The 16,310-nt window shown below is 71.0% G+C and carries 20 protein-coding genes; 16 read left to right on the forward strand and 4 right to left on the reverse strand.

The window, feature by feature from the left end; all coding sequences use genetic code 11:
- The first annotated feature begins 11 nt into the window (after nucleotides 1-11).
- From IOD16_RS37170 to IOD16_RS37190, 5 genes are all read left to right on the forward strand, one after another.
- The gene (locus IOD16_RS37170) at nucleotides 12-1,769 is read left to right on the forward strand and encodes a sodium/solute symporter (RefSeq protein WP_442978144.1); all 1,758 of its coding nucleotides are present in this window, start codon (nucleotides 12-14) and stop codon (nucleotides 1,767-1,769) included.
- 381 nt (nucleotides 1,770-2,150) lie between these two features.
- A complete protein-coding gene (locus IOD16_RS37175) occupies nucleotides 2,151-2,498 on the forward strand; it encodes a DUF485 domain-containing protein (RefSeq protein ID WP_123744761.1) in 348 nt (115 codons plus the stop codon).
- Nucleotides 2,495-4,084, forward strand: coding sequence for a solute symporter family protein (locus IOD16_RS37180; RefSeq protein ID WP_201438069.1), 1,590 nt, complete (start codon nucleotides 2,495-2,497; stop codon nucleotides 4,082-4,084). Before IOD16_RS37175 ends, IOD16_RS37180 begins: the two co-directional genes overlap by 4 nt.
- 101 nt (nucleotides 4,085-4,185) lie before the next feature.
- Nucleotides 4,186-4,524 carry a rhodanese-like domain-containing protein gene (locus IOD16_RS37185; protein ID WP_123744758.1) on the forward strand — a complete coding sequence of 113 codons (339 nt, stop codon included), beginning with the start codon at nucleotides 4,186-4,188 and terminating at the stop codon, nucleotides 4,522-4,524.
- A gap of 1 nt (nucleotide 4,525) precedes the next feature.
- Nucleotides 4,526-5,431 carry a DUF4328 domain-containing protein gene (locus IOD16_RS37190; RefSeq protein WP_123744757.1) on the forward strand — a complete coding sequence of 302 codons (906 nt, stop codon included), beginning with the start codon at nucleotides 4,526-4,528 and terminating at the stop codon, nucleotides 5,429-5,431.
- A 30-nt stretch (nucleotides 5,432-5,461) separates the two neighbouring features.
- Here the strand turns inward: IOD16_RS37190 and IOD16_RS37195 are convergent, their stop codons facing one another.
- Entirely contained in the window at nucleotides 5,462-5,707 is a 246-nt protein-coding gene (locus tag IOD16_RS37195) for a hypothetical protein (protein WP_201441780.1), read from the reverse strand.
- Nucleotides 5,708-5,798: 91 nt separating this feature from the next.
- On the opposite strand from IOD16_RS37195, the gene IOD16_RS37200 reads away from it, so the two are divergent.
- Genes IOD16_RS37200 through IOD16_RS37210 form a run of 3 tightly spaced genes read left to right on the forward strand, consistent with a single transcriptional unit; the run spans nucleotide 5,799 to nucleotide 7,873 of the window.
- A complete protein-coding gene (locus IOD16_RS37200) occupies nucleotides 5,799-6,623 on the forward strand; it encodes a helix-turn-helix domain-containing protein (RefSeq protein WP_236594601.1) in 825 nt (274 codons plus the stop codon).
- 23 nt (nucleotides 6,624-6,646) lie between these two features.
- Nucleotides 6,647-6,832: a DUF397 domain-containing protein gene (locus IOD16_RS37205; RefSeq protein ID WP_201441729.1), complete on the forward strand. Its 186-nt coding sequence runs from the start codon at nucleotides 6,647-6,649 to the stop codon at nucleotides 6,830-6,832.
- A gap of 24 nt (nucleotides 6,833-6,856) precedes the next feature.
- Entirely contained in the window at nucleotides 6,857-7,873 is a 1,017-nt protein-coding gene (locus IOD16_RS37210; RefSeq protein WP_201438070.1) for a glycerophosphodiester phosphodiesterase, read from the forward strand.
- Here the strand turns inward: IOD16_RS37210 and IOD16_RS37215 are convergent.
- Nucleotides 7,863-9,107 (reverse strand): cytochrome P450, encoded by a 1,245-nt coding sequence (locus tag IOD16_RS37215; RefSeq protein WP_201438071.1) that lies wholly within the window; start codon nucleotides 9,105-9,107, stop codon nucleotides 7,863-7,865. The genes IOD16_RS37210 and IOD16_RS37215 overlap by 11 nt on opposite strands.
- A gap of 92 nt (nucleotides 9,108-9,199) precedes the next feature.
- On the opposite strand from IOD16_RS37215, the gene IOD16_RS37220 reads away from it, so the two are divergent.
- The 7 genes from IOD16_RS37220 (at nucleotide 9,200) to IOD16_RS37250 (ending at nucleotide 13,731) form a co-directional block, all read left to right on the forward strand.
- Nucleotides 9,200-9,907: a glycerophosphodiester phosphodiesterase family protein gene (locus IOD16_RS37220; protein ID WP_201438072.1), complete on the forward strand. Its 708-nt coding sequence runs from the start codon at nucleotides 9,200-9,202 to the stop codon at nucleotides 9,905-9,907.
- Between the two features lie 17 nt (nucleotides 9,908-9,924).
- The gene (locus IOD16_RS37225) at nucleotides 9,925-10,887 is read left to right on the forward strand and encodes a DUF5926 family protein (RefSeq protein WP_201438073.1); all 963 of its coding nucleotides are present in this window, start codon (nucleotides 9,925-9,927) and stop codon (nucleotides 10,885-10,887) included.
- A 61-nt stretch (nucleotides 10,888-10,948) separates the two neighbouring features.
- On the forward strand, nucleotides 10,949-11,272 hold the full coding sequence (locus tag IOD16_RS37230) for a DUF952 domain-containing protein (RefSeq protein ID WP_123744750.1): 324 nt from the start codon (nucleotides 10,949-10,951) through the stop codon (nucleotides 11,270-11,272).
- A gap of 86 nt (nucleotides 11,273-11,358) precedes the next feature.
- Nucleotides 11,359-11,880 carry a SigE family RNA polymerase sigma factor gene (locus IOD16_RS37235; protein WP_268957663.1) on the forward strand — a complete coding sequence of 174 codons (522 nt, stop codon included), beginning with the start codon at nucleotides 11,359-11,361 and terminating at the stop codon, nucleotides 11,878-11,880.
- A complete protein-coding gene (locus tag IOD16_RS37240; RefSeq protein WP_201438074.1) occupies nucleotides 11,877-12,614 on the forward strand; it encodes a hypothetical protein in 738 nt (245 codons plus the stop codon). The genes IOD16_RS37235 and IOD16_RS37240 overlap by 4 nt, the downstream gene beginning before the upstream one ends.
- Nucleotides 12,611-13,186: a hypothetical protein gene (locus IOD16_RS37245; RefSeq protein ID WP_201438075.1), complete on the forward strand. Its 576-nt coding sequence runs from the start codon at nucleotides 12,611-12,613 to the stop codon at nucleotides 13,184-13,186. The genes IOD16_RS37240 and IOD16_RS37245 overlap by 4 nt, the downstream gene beginning before the upstream one ends.
- 38 nt (nucleotides 13,187-13,224) lie before the next feature.
- Nucleotides 13,225-13,731 carry a hypothetical protein gene (locus tag IOD16_RS37250; RefSeq protein ID WP_201438076.1) on the forward strand — a complete coding sequence of 169 codons (507 nt, stop codon included), beginning with the start codon at nucleotides 13,225-13,227 and terminating at the stop codon, nucleotides 13,729-13,731.
- 107 nt (nucleotides 13,732-13,838) lie between these two features.
- Here IOD16_RS37250 and IOD16_RS37255 read toward each other — a convergent pair whose 3' ends face one another.
- A complete protein-coding gene (locus IOD16_RS37255) occupies nucleotides 13,839-14,399 on the reverse strand; it encodes a ferritin (protein ID WP_123744746.1) in 561 nt (186 codons plus the stop codon).
- 105 nt (nucleotides 14,400-14,504) lie between these two features.
- Entirely contained in the window at nucleotides 14,505-15,752 is a 1,248-nt protein-coding gene (locus tag IOD16_RS37260) for an arginine deiminase (protein WP_123744745.1), read from the reverse strand.
- 198 nt (nucleotides 15,753-15,950) lie between these two features.
- Between IOD16_RS37260 and IOD16_RS37265 the strand changes: the two genes are divergently transcribed.
- Nucleotides 15,951-16,310: a hypothetical protein gene (locus IOD16_RS37265; protein WP_201438077.1), complete on the forward strand. Its 360-nt coding sequence runs from the start codon at nucleotides 15,951-15,953 to the stop codon at nucleotides 16,308-16,310.

Below are 16,310 nucleotides of genomic sequence, written 5' to 3' on the forward strand. Positions count from 1 at the left end.
TCGTCGGCGTGATGGCGTTGCTGACGTTCTCGTTGGGCTACGTGGGTTCCCGTCGGGCGAACACGACCCCGGACTTCCTGGTGGCCCGCCGCGCCGTGCCGGCCACCCGCAACGCCGCCGCGATCTCCGGCGAGTACCTGTCCGCGGCCTCGTTCCTGGGCGTGGCGGGGCTGGTCCTCAAGGACGGGATCGACGCGCTGTGGTACCCGATCGGCTTCACCGCGGGGTACCTGGCGATGATGCTGTTCGTGGCCGCGCCGCTGCGGCGGTCGGGCGCGTACACGCTGCCGGACTTCGCCGAGGCGCGGCTGGGCCCGTCGAACCTGCGCAAGGTCTGCACGTTCTTCGTGATCTGCATCGGCGTGCTGTACCTGGTGCCGCAGCTCCAGTCGGCCGGGTTGACGCTGAACACGATCACCGGCCTGCCCGCGTGGCTGGGCGGCGCGGCGGTGACCGTGATCGTGGTGGTGAACGTCCTCGGCGGCGGGATGCGCGCGATCACGCTGGTGCAGGCGTTCCAGTACTGGGGCAAGCTGTTCGCGATCGCCGCGCCGACGTTCGTGCTGTTCGCGCTGTTCCTGACCGGTCCGGGCAACGGCGCGCAGCCGGTGGACTCCTCGGGCGTGCTGCGGTTCCCCGAGGACGTCGAGGTGACCACGGTCGACCCGGTGCGGGTGCGCGTCGACGTGGCGATGGACCTGACCGCGACCGGCCGGGTGGACGGCGCGCCCGCCGACGGCCCGGTGTACTGGACGCCCGGCGAGTACGAGGTGGGCGCGGAGACGGAGCTGCGGTTCGCCGCGGGGTCCCCGGTGCCGGTGGTCGAGGGGTCGCCGACGTCGAACCACGACTGGCTGCGGCCCCAGACGGAGGGCCTGTCGGGGCTGTTCGAGACCTACTCGCTGATCTTCGCGACGTTCCTGGGCACCATGGGGCTGCCGCACGTGCTGGTGCGGTTCTACACCAACCCGGACGGGCGGGCGGCGCGGCGCACGGCGCTGCACGTGCTGTACCTGCTGGGGCTGTTCTACCTGTTCCCGACCGTGCTGGGCGTGATCTCCCGCCAGTACCTGCCGCAGCTGCTGGTCACGGGCAAGACGGACGCGGCGGTGCTGCTGCTGCCGACCACGATGCAGCCCAACCCGCTCGGCCAGGTGCTCGGCGCGGTCGTGGCGGCGGGCGCGTTCGCGGCGTTCCTGTCCACGTCGTCGGGGCTGCTCGTGTCGGTGGCCGGGGTGGTGTCCACGGACATCCTGCCGGGCAAGGTGCGCGACTTCCGGTGGGCGACGGTGCTGACCGGCGCGGTGGCGATCGGCTTGGCGCTGGTGCTGCCCCGGTCGGACGCGTCGTTGACGGTGGCGATGTCGTTCGCGTTGGCGGCGTCCACGTTCTGCCCGTTGTTGTTGTTGGGCATCTGGTGGCGCGGGCTGACGTGGGTCGGCGCGATGGCCGGTCTGCTGGTCGGCGGCGGGCTGGTGATCGGCGCGCAGGTGGCGACGGTGGTCAGCTCGTACACCGGGGGGTGGGCGCCGTCGGTGTTCTCGCAGCCGGCGCTGGTGACCGTGCCGGTGGCGTTCCTGACCATGGTGATGATCAGCAAGCTGACCGCGCGCCGCAGGCCCGACGACGTGAACCAGATCCTGCTGCGGTTCCACGCGCCGGATCCGCTGGGGTTCATGCGCGACCGCGAGTCGCAGTTCGGCGCGGCCGAGGAGAAGGCGCGCGCGGCGGACCGCGGGCACGGCGCCGGCGGGCCGTCGTCTTCCTGAATCGGTGTGAAACGGCTCACACCCGCGTTTGAGGGGCCGGGTCCGGGTCAGCCCTGCGGGGAAGGCCCGTCGCCCGCCCGGTCCCGCGATGACCTGCGGCGGATCCGGTCGGCCGGAAAGCCTGTCGCCGAGAGTAGAGATAAGTCTCGATCGGGTGAAGATAAAGACACCGATCCGGCTATCGGTGACTTCGATCACCCGAGTGGCAGTTCGGCTCAGAGTTACTACCGCTCATCGCATCACTCGACTGTTGAGCGCAAGGTCACACAAAAGGTCTTTCAGGCGTGAGCCAGGTCTCCCTACGGTGCACGGCGTATCAGGAACGCACCAGGAGGACTTACGTGCCGTTCACACCGTCGTCAAGTACGCGAGGAGGGGACCGTGAGCACCTCTGAGCAGCACACCCCCGACACCCAGGGCAACCACAACTGGGTGGACGTGCAGAACAGCCCCGACTTCCGCGAGCTGCGGCGGCGGCTGCGCAGTTTCGTCTTCCCCATGGCCGGTCTCTTCCTGGCCTGGTACCTGCTGTACGTCCTGCTCGCCGACTACGCCCACGGGTTCATGTCGACGAAGGTCATCGGCAACATCAACTGGGGTCTGATCCTCGGTCTGCTCCAGTTCGTGTCGACGTTCCTCATCACGACGCTCTACGTGCGGCACGCGAACAAGAACCTCGACCCCATGGCGGAGAAGCTCCGCAACGAGCTCGAAGGGGGTCAAGCGTGAACGGCAACGCCCTGCTCAACATCGGCATCTTCGGCGTCTTCGTCGCGGCAACCCTGGTCGTCGTCATCCGGGCCAGCCGCAACACCAAGACGGCCGCCGACTACCTCGCCGCGGGCCGTGCCTTCACCGGCCCCCAGAACGGCATCGCCATCGCGGGCGACTACCTGTCCGCCGCGTCGTTCCTCGGCATCGCGGGCGCCATCGCGGTCAACGGCTACGACGGCTTCCTCTACTCCATCGGCTTCCTGGTGGCGTGGCTCATCGCGTTGTTGCTGGTCGCGGAGCTGCTGCGGAACACCGGCAAGTTCACGATGGGCGACGTGCTCGCGTTCCGGATGCGGCAGCGCCCCATCCGCGCGGCGGCGGCCACCTCCACGATGGCCGTGTCGTTCTTCTACCTGCTGGCCCAGATGGCGGGCGCCGGCGGTCTCGTCGCGCTCCTGCTGGGCATCACCGGCAAGGGCGGCCAGGCCGTCGTCATCGCCGTGGTCGGCGCGCTGATGATCGCCTACGTGCTCATCGGCGGCATGAAGGGCACCACCTGGGTGCAGATCATCAAGGCCGTGCTGCTCATCGCGGGCGCCGGCGTGATGACCGTCTGGGTGATGGGCAAGTACGGCTTCAACCTGTCGAACCTGCTCGGCTCGGTGTCCGACAAGCTGCTCGGCCCGGGTCTGCAGTACGGCAAGACGGAGACCAGCAAGCTCGACTTCATCTCGCTGGCCCTCGCGCTGGTGCTCGGCACGGCCGGCCTGCCGCACATCCTGATGCGCTTCTACACGGTCCCGACCGCGAAGGAAGCCCGCCGCTCCGTGGTGTGGGCGATCTGGCTGATCGGCATCTTCTACCTGCTCACGCTGGTGCTCGGCTACGGCGCGGCGGCCCTCGTGGGCTCCGACAAGATCACCAAGGCGCCCGGTGGCGTGAACTCGGCGGCGCCGCTGCTGGCCGAAGCCCTCGGCGGTCCGATCCTGCTCGGCCTGATCGCCGCGGTCGCGTTCGCCACGATCCTCGCCGTGGTCGCCGGTCTGACGATCACCGCGTCGGCGTCGTTCGCGCACGACATCTACGCGAACATCATCAAGAAGGGCAAGCTGGAGGACAAGGAGGCGGAGGTCCGGGTCGCGCGGATCACCGCCGTCGTCATCGGCATCGTGGCGATCCTCGGCGGCATCCTGGCCAACGGCCAGAACATCGCCTTCCTGGTGGCGCTCGCGTTCGCGGTGGCGGCCTCGGCGAACCTGCCGACGATCCTCTACTCGCTGTTCTGGAAGCGCTTCAACACCGCGGGCGCCCTGTGGAGCATCTACGGCGGCCTCGGCATCACGGTGCTGCTGATCGTGTTCTCGCCGGTGGTGTCCGGCAAGCCGGTCAACCCGGCGACCGGCAAGAGCGCGTCGATGCTGCAGGGCGTCGACTTCCACTGGTTCCCGCTCGACAACCCCGGCCTGGTGTCGATCCCGCTGTCGTTCCTGCTGGGCTTCCTGGGCACGGTGCTGTCGAAGGAGAACAACAAGGAGAAGTACGCGGAGATGGAGGTGCGCGCCCTCACCGGCGTCGGCGCCGAGAAGGCGACCGCCCACTAGTCGCCGCCCGCCCCGGACCACGCCGGCCGTCATCCCTTCGGGGGGTGGCGGCCGGCGTGCTCCTTATCCCCGGTTCATGGCCGCCGTGGCAGCATGGTCGCGTGACCGTTCCCAGCGTTGAAGTGTCCGAGGTGCCGGCGGAGCTGCCGGAGGGCAAGGTCCTGCTCGACGTGCGCGAAGCCGACGAGTGGGCGGCGGGCCACGCCCCGGGCGCCCTGCACATCCCGATGAGCGAGCTGGCGGGCAGGCTCGACGCCCTCCCGGCCGACTCCGAGTTCTACGTCGTGTGCCGCGCCGGCGGCCGATCCGCGCGGGTCACGCAGTACCTGAACGCCAACGGCTGGGAGGCGACGAACGTCGACGGCGGCATGCAGGTGTGGGCCGCGTCCGGCCGACCGCTGGTCGGCGAGGTCGACGGCGCGGAGCCCGAGGTCATCTGACATGGCGCTGCGACCGATGCGGGTGGACTGGGTGGCGAGCCCGCCACCCGGCGCCTACCCGCACCGTCGCCAGGGCGGGCCGCGCCGCGGCTACACCGGCCCGCCCTCGTACCCGGTCCCGCCGCGCTGGGGCTTCCCGCTGCTGGCGTGGCGCTGGCCCACGTCCGTGGCCATGGACGACGACCGGCCCACCGACTCGATCGACCACGCCCAGCGGCTGGCGCGCACGGCGTCCCACGCCCTGGGCCTGGCCGCGTTGACGGCGGTGTGGGCGGCGGGCAGCGAGCTGTGGCGCTACGTGCTGTTGCTGCTCAGCCGCTACGGCGCGATGTCGGAGACCACGGTGGGCGTGTCGGACGCCATGGTCGTGGCGTCGTCGGTGGTGACGGTCGTGGCGTCCGCGGTCGCCCTGGTCTTCACGCTGCTGTGGCTGCGCCGGGCCCGCGACGCGGCCGCCTCGGAGGCCGGTTACGGCCCGTCGAGGTCCGACCGCGAGGTGCTGATCGGCCTGGTGGTCCCCGGCGTGAACCTGGTGGTGCCGGGTTCGGTCCTGGCGGAGCTGGAGCACGCGGCGCTGCGCGAGCCCGCCACCTCCCGCCCGGCGCCGTCCAAGCTGATCCGCTGGTGGTGGGGCCTGTGGGCGGGCACCGGCTTGTTCGTCGCGTTCACCGTGCTCTGGGGCTTCCGCTCCAGCGTGCAGGCCATGGCGGACGGCGTGCTGTTCCACGCGGTCGCCGACCTGCTGGCCGCCTCGGTGGCCGTCCTGACCGCCGTCGTGGTCCGCCGGATCACCACCCTGCTGCTGCCGGTGGACGCCGGCGCGATCCGTCGGATGAGGGTGGTGGACGTCAAGGACGCCCCGACCCCGGTCCTGCGCTCGATCCGCTCCTCGGGCTCGCCGCGCTGACCCACCCGGGCACGACCACCCAGCCGGTGGTCATGCGGTCCTGTCCTCGTGGTCGGGCTCCTCGTACTCCCAGACGAGCGCGAGGGGGACGCGCCGGCCGTAGCGCTTGAGGGCTGATTCGGCGGACGTGTGCTGCCCGATGAACGTCCGGCCGGTCTCCGGATCGCGCCGGTGGACGATCGCGTCCGTCCTCTCCCCGTCGATGATCTCCATGCCCCAGGCGAAGATCCGGTTGCGGTCGGTCGTGTCCACCAGGCTGAAGAGGTTCGCTTCCACGCCGACGACTGTGCGGCCGGGAGATCCGCCCGATGCGGTGACGTGCGGCGGGAATCCCGCTTTCGCGCGTCCCGCCGGATCATGCTGCCCTGTGCCCACTCCGCCACCGTTCCGCCGCCGTCGGCTGGGGCGCAAGCTCACCCGGATGCGGACCAAGGCCAAGCTGACCCTCGACGAGGCAGCAAGGGCCCTGTACCGCACGAAGTCCACGCTGCACCGGATCGAGAAGGGCGAGACGCTGCTCGACGTCCACCTCGCCAAGTCGATGATGGACCTCTACGACCAGTACGACCCCGAACTCCTCGACCAGGCCCTGCGCGCCCGTGAGCCCGGCTGGTGGACCACCTACGGCATCGAGAACCAGGGCTACATCGACGTCGAGACCGAAGCCGCCCAGGTCTCCGAACTGGCGTTGCTGGTCATCCCCGGACTGCTCCAGACGACCGACTACATGCGAGCGTTGTTCGAGGCGCACCGGTTGAAGCGCACCAGGCGCTGGCTGGAGAACGACATCCGCGTCCGGCAGATAAGGCAGGAACGGCTGACCGACCCGGACGACCCGCTGCGGCTGCACGCCATCATCGACGAAGCCGCGCTGCGCAAGGTCGTCGGCGGTGCGGAGACCATGCGTGCGCAGCGGCAACACCTGCTGGACATGGCCGAGCTGCCCAGTGTGACCATCCGGCTGCTGGCCAATGACCGGGGCGCTCACGCCAGCCTGGTCGGCGGCTTCACCCTGCTGGGGTTCGAGGACGACGAGTCGCCCGTGCTCTTCATCGAGCACATGGCCGGAGCGGTGCACATCGAGGATGAACAGGGGCTCCGGGAAGCTAAACTCACGTTCGAGCACCTGACTTCCCAGGCGTTGCGCCCCGACGAGTCGATTGCCCTGATCGAGCGGGTCCTGGTCGAGTGAAAGAGGCGATGGCTGTGTCCACGATGGACCTCTCGGGTGCGGCGTGGCGGAAGAGCAGCCGTAGCGGTGGGGCCAGCAACACGAACTGCGTCGAGGTGGCGTTCACGGGTCCGGCGGTGGCGGTCCGGGACTCGAAGAACCCGGAGGCCGCAACGTTGGCGTTCCCGGCCGTTCAGTGGTCGTTCTTCCTCCGGCACTTGGGGGCCTGACCGACCGCGTGCCACCGTGGACCCATGCGGGCACTCGCGGTGGCACTGGTCCTGACCCTGCTGACCTCCGGCGTGGCGAACGCGGGCGGTGGGCGGAAGTTCGACCTCCAGGCCCACCGGGGTGGGATCGGGCTGACGGTCGAGAGCACGTTGGCGGCGTTCGGCAAGGCGCTCGAAGTGGGCGTCACGACGCTGGAGCTGGACGTGCAGATCACCAAGGACGGCCGTGAGGTCGTCACGCACGACCGCAGGACCAACCCGGCCAAGTGCGTCGACACCGCGCCCGCCGTGCCCGGCGACCCGGCGTTCCCGTACGCGGGCAAGTACGTGAAGGACCTGACGTTCGCGCAGGTCCGGACGCTGGACTGCGGGTCGAAGCGGTGGGCGCAGTACCCGGAGCAGGAGCTGTCGCCGGGCGCGCGGATGCCGACGCTGGCCGAGGTCTTCGCCCTGGCCCGCCGCTACCGCGCGTTCGACGTGAAGTTCAACATCGAGACCAAGGTCGAAGCCGCCGCGCCGCACGAGACCGCGCCGCGCGAGCAGTTCGTCGAGGTCACGGCCCGTGAGATCCGCAGGTCCGGCTTCTACCGCAACGTCACCGTGCAGTCGTTCGACTGGGGCGCGCTGATGCTGTGGCGGCAGGCCGAGCCGCGCATCCCGCTGGTCGCGCTGACCCAGCCGGAGTTCCTGCGCCCCGGCTCACCGTGGACGGGCGGCCTGGACCTGGCGGACTTCGGCGGCAGCGTCGTCGAGGCCGTGAAGAGCTTCGGCGCGTCCGCCCTCTCCCCGGTGCACGGCAACCCGCAGAACGGCCGCGTCGACGACCCCGACTACGTCCCGTTCACGACGAAAGCCCTGGTGGACGAGGCGCACGCGCACGGCCTGAAGGTCGTCCCGTGGACCGTGAACGACCCGGCGACCATGCACAAGCTGATCGACGACGGCGTGGACGGCCTGATCACCGACTACCCGGACCGCCTGCGCACCGTGCTCGCCGACCGCGGCCTCAAGCTGCCGAGGAAGCACACGATCAGGCGGTGACCCGGGAGTCGGTGAGCGGCAGGTCGTGCAGGCCCCGGATGACGAACTCGGCGCGGCGGCGCGGTTCGGCGGCCAGGGTGGCGGTCGGCAGCTTGCGGGCCAGGGAGGACAGCGCGGCTTGGACCTCGATGCGGGCCAGCGGTGCGCCCAGGCAGTAGTGGATGCCCATGCCGAAGCCCAGGTGCGGGTTGGGGTTGCGGGCGATGTCGAAGGTGTCCGGGTCGGTGAAGACCTCGGGGTCGCGGGCCGCCGCGCCCAGCAGCGCGGCGATCTTCTGACCCGGCTCCAGCCGGTGCCCGGCGATGGTCACCGGCTCGGTGGCGGTGCGTTCGAACAGTTGCAGCGGCGAGTCGTAGCGGATCAGCTCCTCGACCGCGGTGGGCAGCAGAGCGTGGTCGTCCACCAGGCGACGCCACTCGTGCGGGTGGTTCATCAGGGCTTGGACGCCGTTGCCGATGACGTTGACCGTGGCCTCGTGGCCTGCCATGAGCAGCAGCACGGCGGTCGCCACCAGCTCGTCCTCGGTCAGCTTCGCGCCGTCGGTGTCGGTGACCGCCACCAGGTCGGACACCAGGTCGTCACCCGGCGACACGCGCCGCAGCGCGATCAGCTCCCGCAGGTAGGCGACGAACTCCCCGGCCGCGTGCTCGGCCACCGCCTGCTTGTCCGCGGCCAGGTCGTACTCGTACATCTTCACGATCGCGTTGGACCACGGTTGCAGCAGCGGGCGGTCGCCGGCGGGCACGCCCAGCAGCTCGGCGATCACCTCGACCGGCAGCGGCGCGGCCACGTGGGACAGCAGGTCGGCCTGCCCCTCCGCGGTGATCTCGGCGACCAGCTCGTCCACCAGGCGGTCGGCGAGGTCGGTGATCCACGGCCGCAGCCGCTCCACGTGACCGCGGCCGAACGCGGCGGCCACCAGCCTGCGCAGCCGGCTGTGCGTGGGCGGCTCGTTCTCCAGCAGCGAGTTGCGGTGCAGCAGGTTGAACGACGTGAACCGGTCGACGGGCGTCACGTCGGTCCAGAGGCGGCCGAGCGACCGGTGCTTGAGCACGGCCGACGCCGCCGCGTGCGACACCGCCACGGCGACGCCCATGTCCTCGTGCCAGTGCACCCCGCCCTCCGCGCGCATCGCCGCGAACGCGGGGTACGGGTCCGCGATGAAAGCCGGGTCGTGCTGGTCGAAGGAGGCCACGGTGACGGACGGTAGGTCTTGAGCGCCACTCGCGTCCATCGGAGTGTGGTTGTTGTGTCAAACATTCAGCGATCTGTGACATGCAGTAGTCGAGTTGACCGCGCACGTGCACCGCTAGCAGCATCCCCGTCGTGTCACCTGAAGTCGTCGCCCACCGCGGCGCGTCCACCCTCCGGCCCGAGCACACCCTCGCCGCCTACGAGCTCGCCCTGCGGCAGGGCGCCGACGGCCTGGAGTGCGACGTGCGGCTCACCAAGGACGGCCACCTCGTCTGCGTGCACGACCGCAGGATCGACCGCACCAGCGGCGGCGTCGGCAGGGTGAGCGCGATGACGCTCGACGAGCTGCGCCGGCACGACTTCGGCAGCTGGCACGGCGGCGAGCCCGCCGAGGTGCTCACCCTGGACGCCCTGCTCGGCCTCGCCGCCGACCACGGCAAGCGGCTGTTCGTCGAGACCAAGCACCCCGTCCGGTCCGGGGGCCTGGTCGAGCGCAGGCTCGCCGAGGAGCTGGGCCGGCACCGGGTCGACGCGGTGATGATGTCGTTCTCCGTCTTCGCCGTGCACCGGTTCAAGAAGCTCAAGCCCGAGGTGCCCACGGTCCTGCTCTACGACCGGCTGTGGCCGAGGACCAAGCCCCACTTCGCCGACTACGCCGGACCGGGCGTTCACCTGCTCAGACGTCACCCGGACCGGGGACAGGGCGTCTACACGTGGACGGTGGACGACCCGGCCGACATCGCGTTGTGCCGCGAGCGCGGCGTCCGGTTCGTCGCCACCAACAACCCGGAGGAGACGCGCGGCCGGCTTGCGGATAACTTGACGCCCGACCAGCCCTGAGACCGAGGAGGCGCGCGGTGGCGAAGCGGACAGCCGTGAAGGACAAGCCGGCGGACGGCGTCAACCCGCGGCAGCCGTGCCCGTGCGGCTCCGGCAAGCGCTACAAGGCCTGCCACGGTTCGGCCGGCGGCGCGGCGGACGTGATCGTCTCCCGCCCGTTCCAGGGCCTGGCCGCCGAGGCGGAGCTGATCGCGCTGCGCGAGTTCGTGCCCTCGGCGATGGCGAAGCTGCCGCTGAAGGCCGACAGTCAGGCGGCCGGCTCCGGCCGCGAGATCACGCTGGCCACCGTGCTGCCGATGGCGGCGGCGGGCCTGGTCCGCGCGGACGGCACCGCGTTCGTCGGCCTGCAGGTGCAGACCCGGTCCGGTGACCTCAGCCGCGACCTGGCCCGCGCCGTGCAGTGGGCGCTGACCGCGAAGACCGGTGACGCCCTCGCGGTCGTCGGCCCGGACGACGGCTCCAACCCCGGCCGCCTGCAGGACCTGCTCGACGTCGACGCGACGTTGACCCCCGAGCTGCACACCGACTTCGCGTGGTGGCTGCCGCCGGACAACGAGCCGGCCGGCGAGGTCGCCCTGTCCCTGGAGCGCGCCAACGCCGCGATCCTGCCCACCGAGCGCCTCGACGCGCCCGGCGTGGCCGCCGCCTACTGGGTGGACGCGGGCGACAAGGCGCACCTGCGCTGGGTCCGCCCCGAGCCGGAGGAGACGCTGCTCGCGGCGCTCGCCCGGCTGACCGTGCGCGGCGAGCTGGACCTGGGCGAGGGCTCCCGGTACGCCGGGTCGTTCCGCGCGCACGGCCTGCTGGTCCCGGTGTGGGACCTGGACCGCGAGCTGCACTCCAGCGAGTGGGCGCCGGGCGCGGAAGCGTTGGGCAAGCGTTTGCAGGATGCCCTGACCAGCCTCGACGCCGAACCGCTGACCGAGGCGGAACGGCGGGCGCGCGACGGTCTGCGGGGACGGCAGATCACCCTGCGCTGAACCTGTCCACAGGTATCCCCAGCTTTGTCCACAGGTTCCTGTGGACAACTCAGGAGGCGGCGTGATCCTGCGGATCAGTTCGAAGGCGGACTGGCGGCGGGCCCGCGAGGACGGCGCGATCCCGCTCGACCTCGACGGGTTCGTGCACTGCTCGGACCCGGGCACGGTGCACCTGCCGGCCAACCGCCTGTACCCGAACCGGCACGACCTCGTGCTGCTGGTGATCGACCCCGGTGGACTGCCCGTGCTGTGGGAGCCGGGCGAGACCGAGGACGGCCCGTGGTTCCCGCACGTCTACGGGCCGATCCCGGCCGACTCCGTGGTGGCCGTGCACGAGTTCACGCCGGACGCCGACGGCGCCTTCCGGCCGTTGCCCGTTTTGTGACCTAGCACCGGGGCAACCGACAGCCCCTCTCGAACGTGTCCTCTCCGACGGTGGCCGAGGGGCCACCGCCGGAGGGGGTTTCCGAGGTGACCGCGGTCTTGCCGGGGGAGAGAGCCACCGATCGCGGTGGGGGGACGACGGCCGACTTCGCCGACTTCGTGCGGATGTCGTTGCCGGGCCTGTTGCGCTACGGCCACGCGTTGACCGGCAACCCGCACAACTCGGCCGACCTGGTGCAGACCGTGCTGGAGAAGGTCGGCTCGCGGTGGGCCGCCGTGCTGCGCAAGGGCGAGCCGCTGGCGTACGTGCGGCGGTCCATGGCGAACGCCAACACCAGCCGGTGGCGCCGCCGGCGGCGTGAGGACCTGGTGGCGGAGTTCCCCGACGCGGTGGCCGCGGCCGGGCACGACCGCCTGGAGCACGAGCCGCTGTGGCAGGCGTTGCGCGCGCTCCCGCCGCGTCAGCGCGCCGTGGTGGTGCTGCGCTTCTACGACGGTCTGTCCGAGGCCGAGATCGCCGACACCCTCGGCGTGTCCCCGGGCACGGTCAAGAGCCAGAACAGCAAGGCGATGGCGACCTTGCGCGCACGACTGGGGGACTCGGCGTGAACCTCGAGGAGGAGCTGGGCCGGCTGCTGAACGACGACCGGCTGGACGTGCGGGCCAGGCCGGACGCGACCGAGGTGGTGGTGACCGGCGCCCGTCGGGTGCGTCGCCGCCGGACCGCCGTCGTGGGCGCGGTCACCGCGGTCGCGCTGGTGGCGAGCGGGTGGGGCGTGACGGCGCTGGGCGGCTCGCTGAGCCTGCCGTCCGTCGACCCGGCCGTGCTGCCGACCACCACCACCACCACGACGTCCACTGGTGGGGTGACCGCGGCGCCGCCACCGCACACCGTGGTGGAGACGGTGACCGTGTCGGTGACGAAGGAGCAGGCGCGTCCGAACGTGGGGTACGGCGCGGTGAAGTTCGGCATGACCGAGCAGGAGGTGACCGCCACCGGTCTGGTGACCCGGGCACCCGGTGGCGAGTGCGCGGCGTTCACCTGGACGAGCGACCCGGGTATCGCGAACGCCGTGCTCGTGGCGCGTGGCCGGGGGGTCGTGCGGATCGAGCTGCCCGCGACCGGCACGACGTCGAAGGGGATCGGCGTCGGGTCGACGCTGGAGCGGGTGAAGGCGGAGTACCCGACGGGGCAGCAGGCCTACGGGGGCGGCTCCTACGACGTGGTCATGCCGGGTGACGTCGCGTGGAAGTACGTGTTCGCGCTGGACGCGGAGCGGGTTGTCGGGATTCGGATGCAGCGGCTCGGCGCCGACTGCGCGCAACAGGGGGAACAGCGATGAAGGTCATGGGTGTGGTGCTGGCGGTCGCGGGACTCGCGCTGGTCGGCTGCACGGGGGAACCGGCCGCGTCGAGCGGTCCGTCGTCGACGTCGTCCGCGGCCACTGCGCCGAGCACGTCGTCGGTCGCGCCGACCGCGGTCACGGTGCAGTCGACGGTGACGAGCACCGTGGTCGAGACCGTGGTGGTGGACACGACGCCGGTCCTGAGCCACACCGGGTTCGGCGCCATCGAGCTCGGCATGACGCGTGAGGAGCTGGTGGCGACCGGCCTGGTGGGCGAGCCGGTGTCGCGGATGAGCGCCCAGTGCGACGTGTACGAGTTCAAGTCGGGCAGCGGCACCGCCTGGGTCCAGGGCGGCGAGGGCGTCATGGCGATCATCGTGAAGTACGGCGCCACCACCGCCGAGGGCCTCCCGGTCGACATCAGCCCGGTCGACCCGCGGGTCGCGCGGACCTACCCGGGTGGTGAGGCGGGCCCGAACGGCTACGCGGTGCGGGTCGAGGACGGCGTGTCCTACTTGCTGCACGGCGCCACCGCGCTCACCCGTCGGGGTCAGGCCTGCTTCAACTGATCGTGGCAGCGGGTGGCGGCGAGCGGGAGGATGGGCGGATGAAGTGGCTGGTCGTGTCGGCGGTGCTCCTGCTGCTGACCGCCTGCGAGTCGTCCGCGCCGCAGGCCGTGCCGCCCGTCACGAACGTCAGCGCGACGTCCGGGGCGGGTGGCGGGGCCGTGCTCGACGCCCGCGGCATCGGCGCGGTGCGGCTGGGCATGACGGTGGCGGAGCTGGAGGCCACCGGGGAGGTCGGCGGCGACGTGACCAGGCCCGAGTTCTCCTGCTCGATCCGCGAGCTGAAGACCGCGCGGGGCTGGGTCGGCCTCCAGGACGGCGTGGTGGTGGAGATCCGGGTCGAAGCGGGTGGTCGCACGCCCGAGGGCCTGCGCATCGGCGACTCGCGGGCGCGCATGCACGAGGTGTACCCGGGCGTGGAGCAGTACCCGCACGGCTTCATCCGGCAGCTGGACGCCGAGACCGGCTACAAGTTCTTCTTCGAGAACGCGGGCGACACGCTGACCGGCATCGGCCTCGTCCGGGCCGACCGGGGGTGCCTCACCTGAGCACCCCCTGTCTTGAGCACCCTGTCTTGAGCTCACCGCCCCTGAGCACGCAGCGACGCCCGCCACCGCGGAGGTGACGGGCGTCGTTCGCTGTCGGCGGGCCGGGCCTACAGGGCGCCGCCCGCGGCGCGCGGCGTGCCGTTGTCGGCTTCCTCGCCCACGTTCTCGCGGGTCAGGAACGTCTCCACGTGGAACAGGTTGCCGTCGGCGCGGTCGATCACGGTGAGCAGCGTGCTCATCGACGCGACCTCCTCCACCTGCTCCTTCAGGAACCACTGGAGGAACTGCTCGCCGATGTAGTCGCCCTCGTCGCGGGCCGTCTTGGCGAGCGCGACGATCTGCTCGGTGACCTTCTTCTCCTGCTCCAGCGCGAGCGCGACCGGCTCGCGCGGCGCGGTGAAGTCGTTGCGCACGTCGTCCACACCGGGAATGGCCACCGGCAGTCCGTTGTCCATCAGGTACTGCACGATCATCATCGCGTGGTTGCGCTCTTCCAGCGACTGCTTGTAGAAGTGCGAAGCGAGCCGCGGCAGGTCGCTCGCGTCGAACCAGACCGCGATGGCCACGTACTGCTGCGAGGCCGTGAACTCGTTGCGCACCTGCTCCTGAAGCAGGTCGTGGAACTTCGAGGAACGCGCACCGGTGATTTTCTTCAAGTTGACAGCCATGCTCGAAGAATACCCGATAGAGTGGATTTCATGCATTAAAGGCAAGGCTTCACGAACTTTAGGAAAGGGTTGCCGAAGAAAGCTTAGGCAACCCTCCCCGGTCGGTCAGACCAGCGGCGCGCGGTCGATCGGGCACGACATGCAGCGCGGGCCGCCGCGACCGGAGCCCAGCTCGGAGCCGCTGATCCGGATCACCTCGACGCCCGCGTCCTCCAGCCGCGCGTTCGTCTCCACGTTCCGCTCGTAAGCCACCACCAGACCAGGTCCGACGGCCAGCGTGTTGTTGCCGTCGTCCCACTGCTCGCGTTCCGCGGTCACCGGGTCGAGCCCGGTGTCGATCACGCGCAGCTTCTCGATGCCCATCGCGTCGGCCGCCGCCTCCAGGAACGGCCGCCGGTCCTCGACCACGACGCCGCCCGCGCCGTCGGACCGCACGGGGAACGCGAACAGGTTGTCCCGCACCGCCGGGTACATCACCACGGCGTCCCGGTCGACCATCGTGCACACCGTGTCCAGGTGCATGGTGGCCCGCTCCTGCGTGATCGGCACCGCCAGCACGGTGTGCGCGAGGCCGTCGGCCAGCGCGGACCGGGCGAACGACTCCGCGCCCGCGGGCGTGGTCCGCTCGCCGACGCCGATCGCCAGCACGCCCGGCGCGAGCAGCAGCACGTCACCGCCCTCGACCGGCGCGGAGTGCGCCCCGTACGCGCGGCCGGTCCTGCGGAAGCGCGGGTGGTAGGCGTAGATCAGGTCCGTCAGCGCGGTCTCCCGGTCGCGCGCGGGCAGCGCCAGCGACGTGATCGCGACCCGGTCGCCGACCCACACCGACGAGTCGCGGGTGAACAGCAGGTTCGGCAGCGGGTCGACCGCGAAGTCGATCGGGTGGTGCATCTTGCGCACCAGCGACGCGCCCTCGGCGGCGGGCAGCTCCTCGAACGTCATGCCGGTCATCAGCGCGGTGGCGAGCTGGTCGGGGCCGATCGAGGCCAGGTGCGAGCGCAGCGCGTCGGCCAGGTCGATGCCGAGCCGCCGCTCGTTGACCGCGCTGTGGATGCCCGCGATCCGGGCCCGGTCGTCGTGCAGCGCGTCGACCAGCAGGTCCGCCAGCAGCAGCACCTCGACGCCGCGCCCGCGCAGCAGCTCGGCGAACGCGTCGTGCTCCTCCTGCGCCCGGTCGACCCACGGCACGCCGTCGAACAGCAGCTGGTCGTTGTTGCGCGGGGTGAGCCGCTTGAGCTCGGCGCCGGGACGGTGCAGCAGCACCGTGCGCAGGGGGCCGACTTCGCTGTCGACGCGGGGCGCCGCTGCCGGCTCGCCGTCGGTGGACGCGGTCTGGGCGATGTGCGCAGTCACGGATCGAGGGTAACCCGAGGTCGGTCGGATCAGCAGCTCTGAGTGGGCCGTTCCAGCGAAACTCGATCGTATGGTGGCTTCAGAACGGCGATTCGTTGTGCAATTGGCACACTTGACGTTGTGAACGTTGCGTTGTGAGGTGGACTACCGGTCCAAGGGTGCGGTTGCGGGATGATCGTGTTCTACCGGGGAGGATCAGTGGCGGACTTACGCTTGTTCATCGACGCGCCGGGCAACCCCGCCTCGGCGACGACCCAGTTGCTGCAAGAGCTGGTCAGGGGCGCGAGGGTCGACGCGCGGCCCGCGCCGGCCGCGTCGCCGGAGGGCTCCAAGAGCGGCGCGGGCGCGACCGTCGCCGAGCTCGTGCTCAACGGCGCGCTGCCCGCCGCGGTGGCCGCCGCCGTCGCCTCCGTGGTCACGTCGTTCGTGCAGCGCGGCAGCGCGCGCAAGGTGACGATCAAGACCCGGGACGACGAGATCACCGTCGAGGGCGTGGACGCCCGCTCGCAGAAAGCCCTGCTGGAGGCGTGGCTGCGCGAGCACGAGGGCGAGGGGTGA

The sequence above is a fragment of the Saccharothrix sp. 6-C genome (assembly GCF_016695385.1).
GTDB lineage: Bacteria > Actinomycetota > Actinomycetes > Mycobacteriales > Pseudonocardiaceae > Actinosynnema > Actinosynnema texasense.

Bases quoted from the DNA above. Each gene is read 5' to 3' on its own strand.
- IOD16_RS37170 (WP_442978144.1), top strand. From the start codon at position 12: ATGGCGTTGCTGACGTTCTCGTTGGGCTACGTGGGTTCCCGTCGGGCG.
- IOD16_RS37190 (WP_123744757.1), top strand. From the start codon at position 4,526: ATGGCGCTGCGACCGATGCGGGTGGACTGGGTGGCGAGCCCGCCACCC.
- IOD16_RS37205 (WP_201441729.1), top strand. From the start codon at position 6,647: ATGGACCTCTCGGGTGCGGCGTGGCGGAAGAGCAGCCGTAGCGGTGGG.
- IOD16_RS37210 (WP_201438070.1), top strand. From the start codon at position 6,857: ATGCGGGCACTCGCGGTGGCACTGGTCCTGACCCTGCTGACCTCCGGC.
- IOD16_RS37215 (WP_201438071.1), bottom strand. From the start codon at position 9,107: ATGGACGCGAGTGGCGCTCAAGACCTACCGTCCGTCACCGTGGCCTCC.
- IOD16_RS37245 (WP_201438075.1), top strand. From the start codon at position 12,611: ATGAAGGTCATGGGTGTGGTGCTGGCGGTCGCGGGACTCGCGCTGGTC.
- IOD16_RS37250 (WP_201438076.1), top strand. From the start codon at position 13,225: ATGAAGTGGCTGGTCGTGTCGGCGGTGCTCCTGCTGCTGACCGCCTGC.
- IOD16_RS37255 (WP_123744746.1), bottom strand. From the start codon at position 14,399: ATGGCTGTCAACTTGAAGAAAATCACCGGTGCGCGTTCCTCGAAGTTC.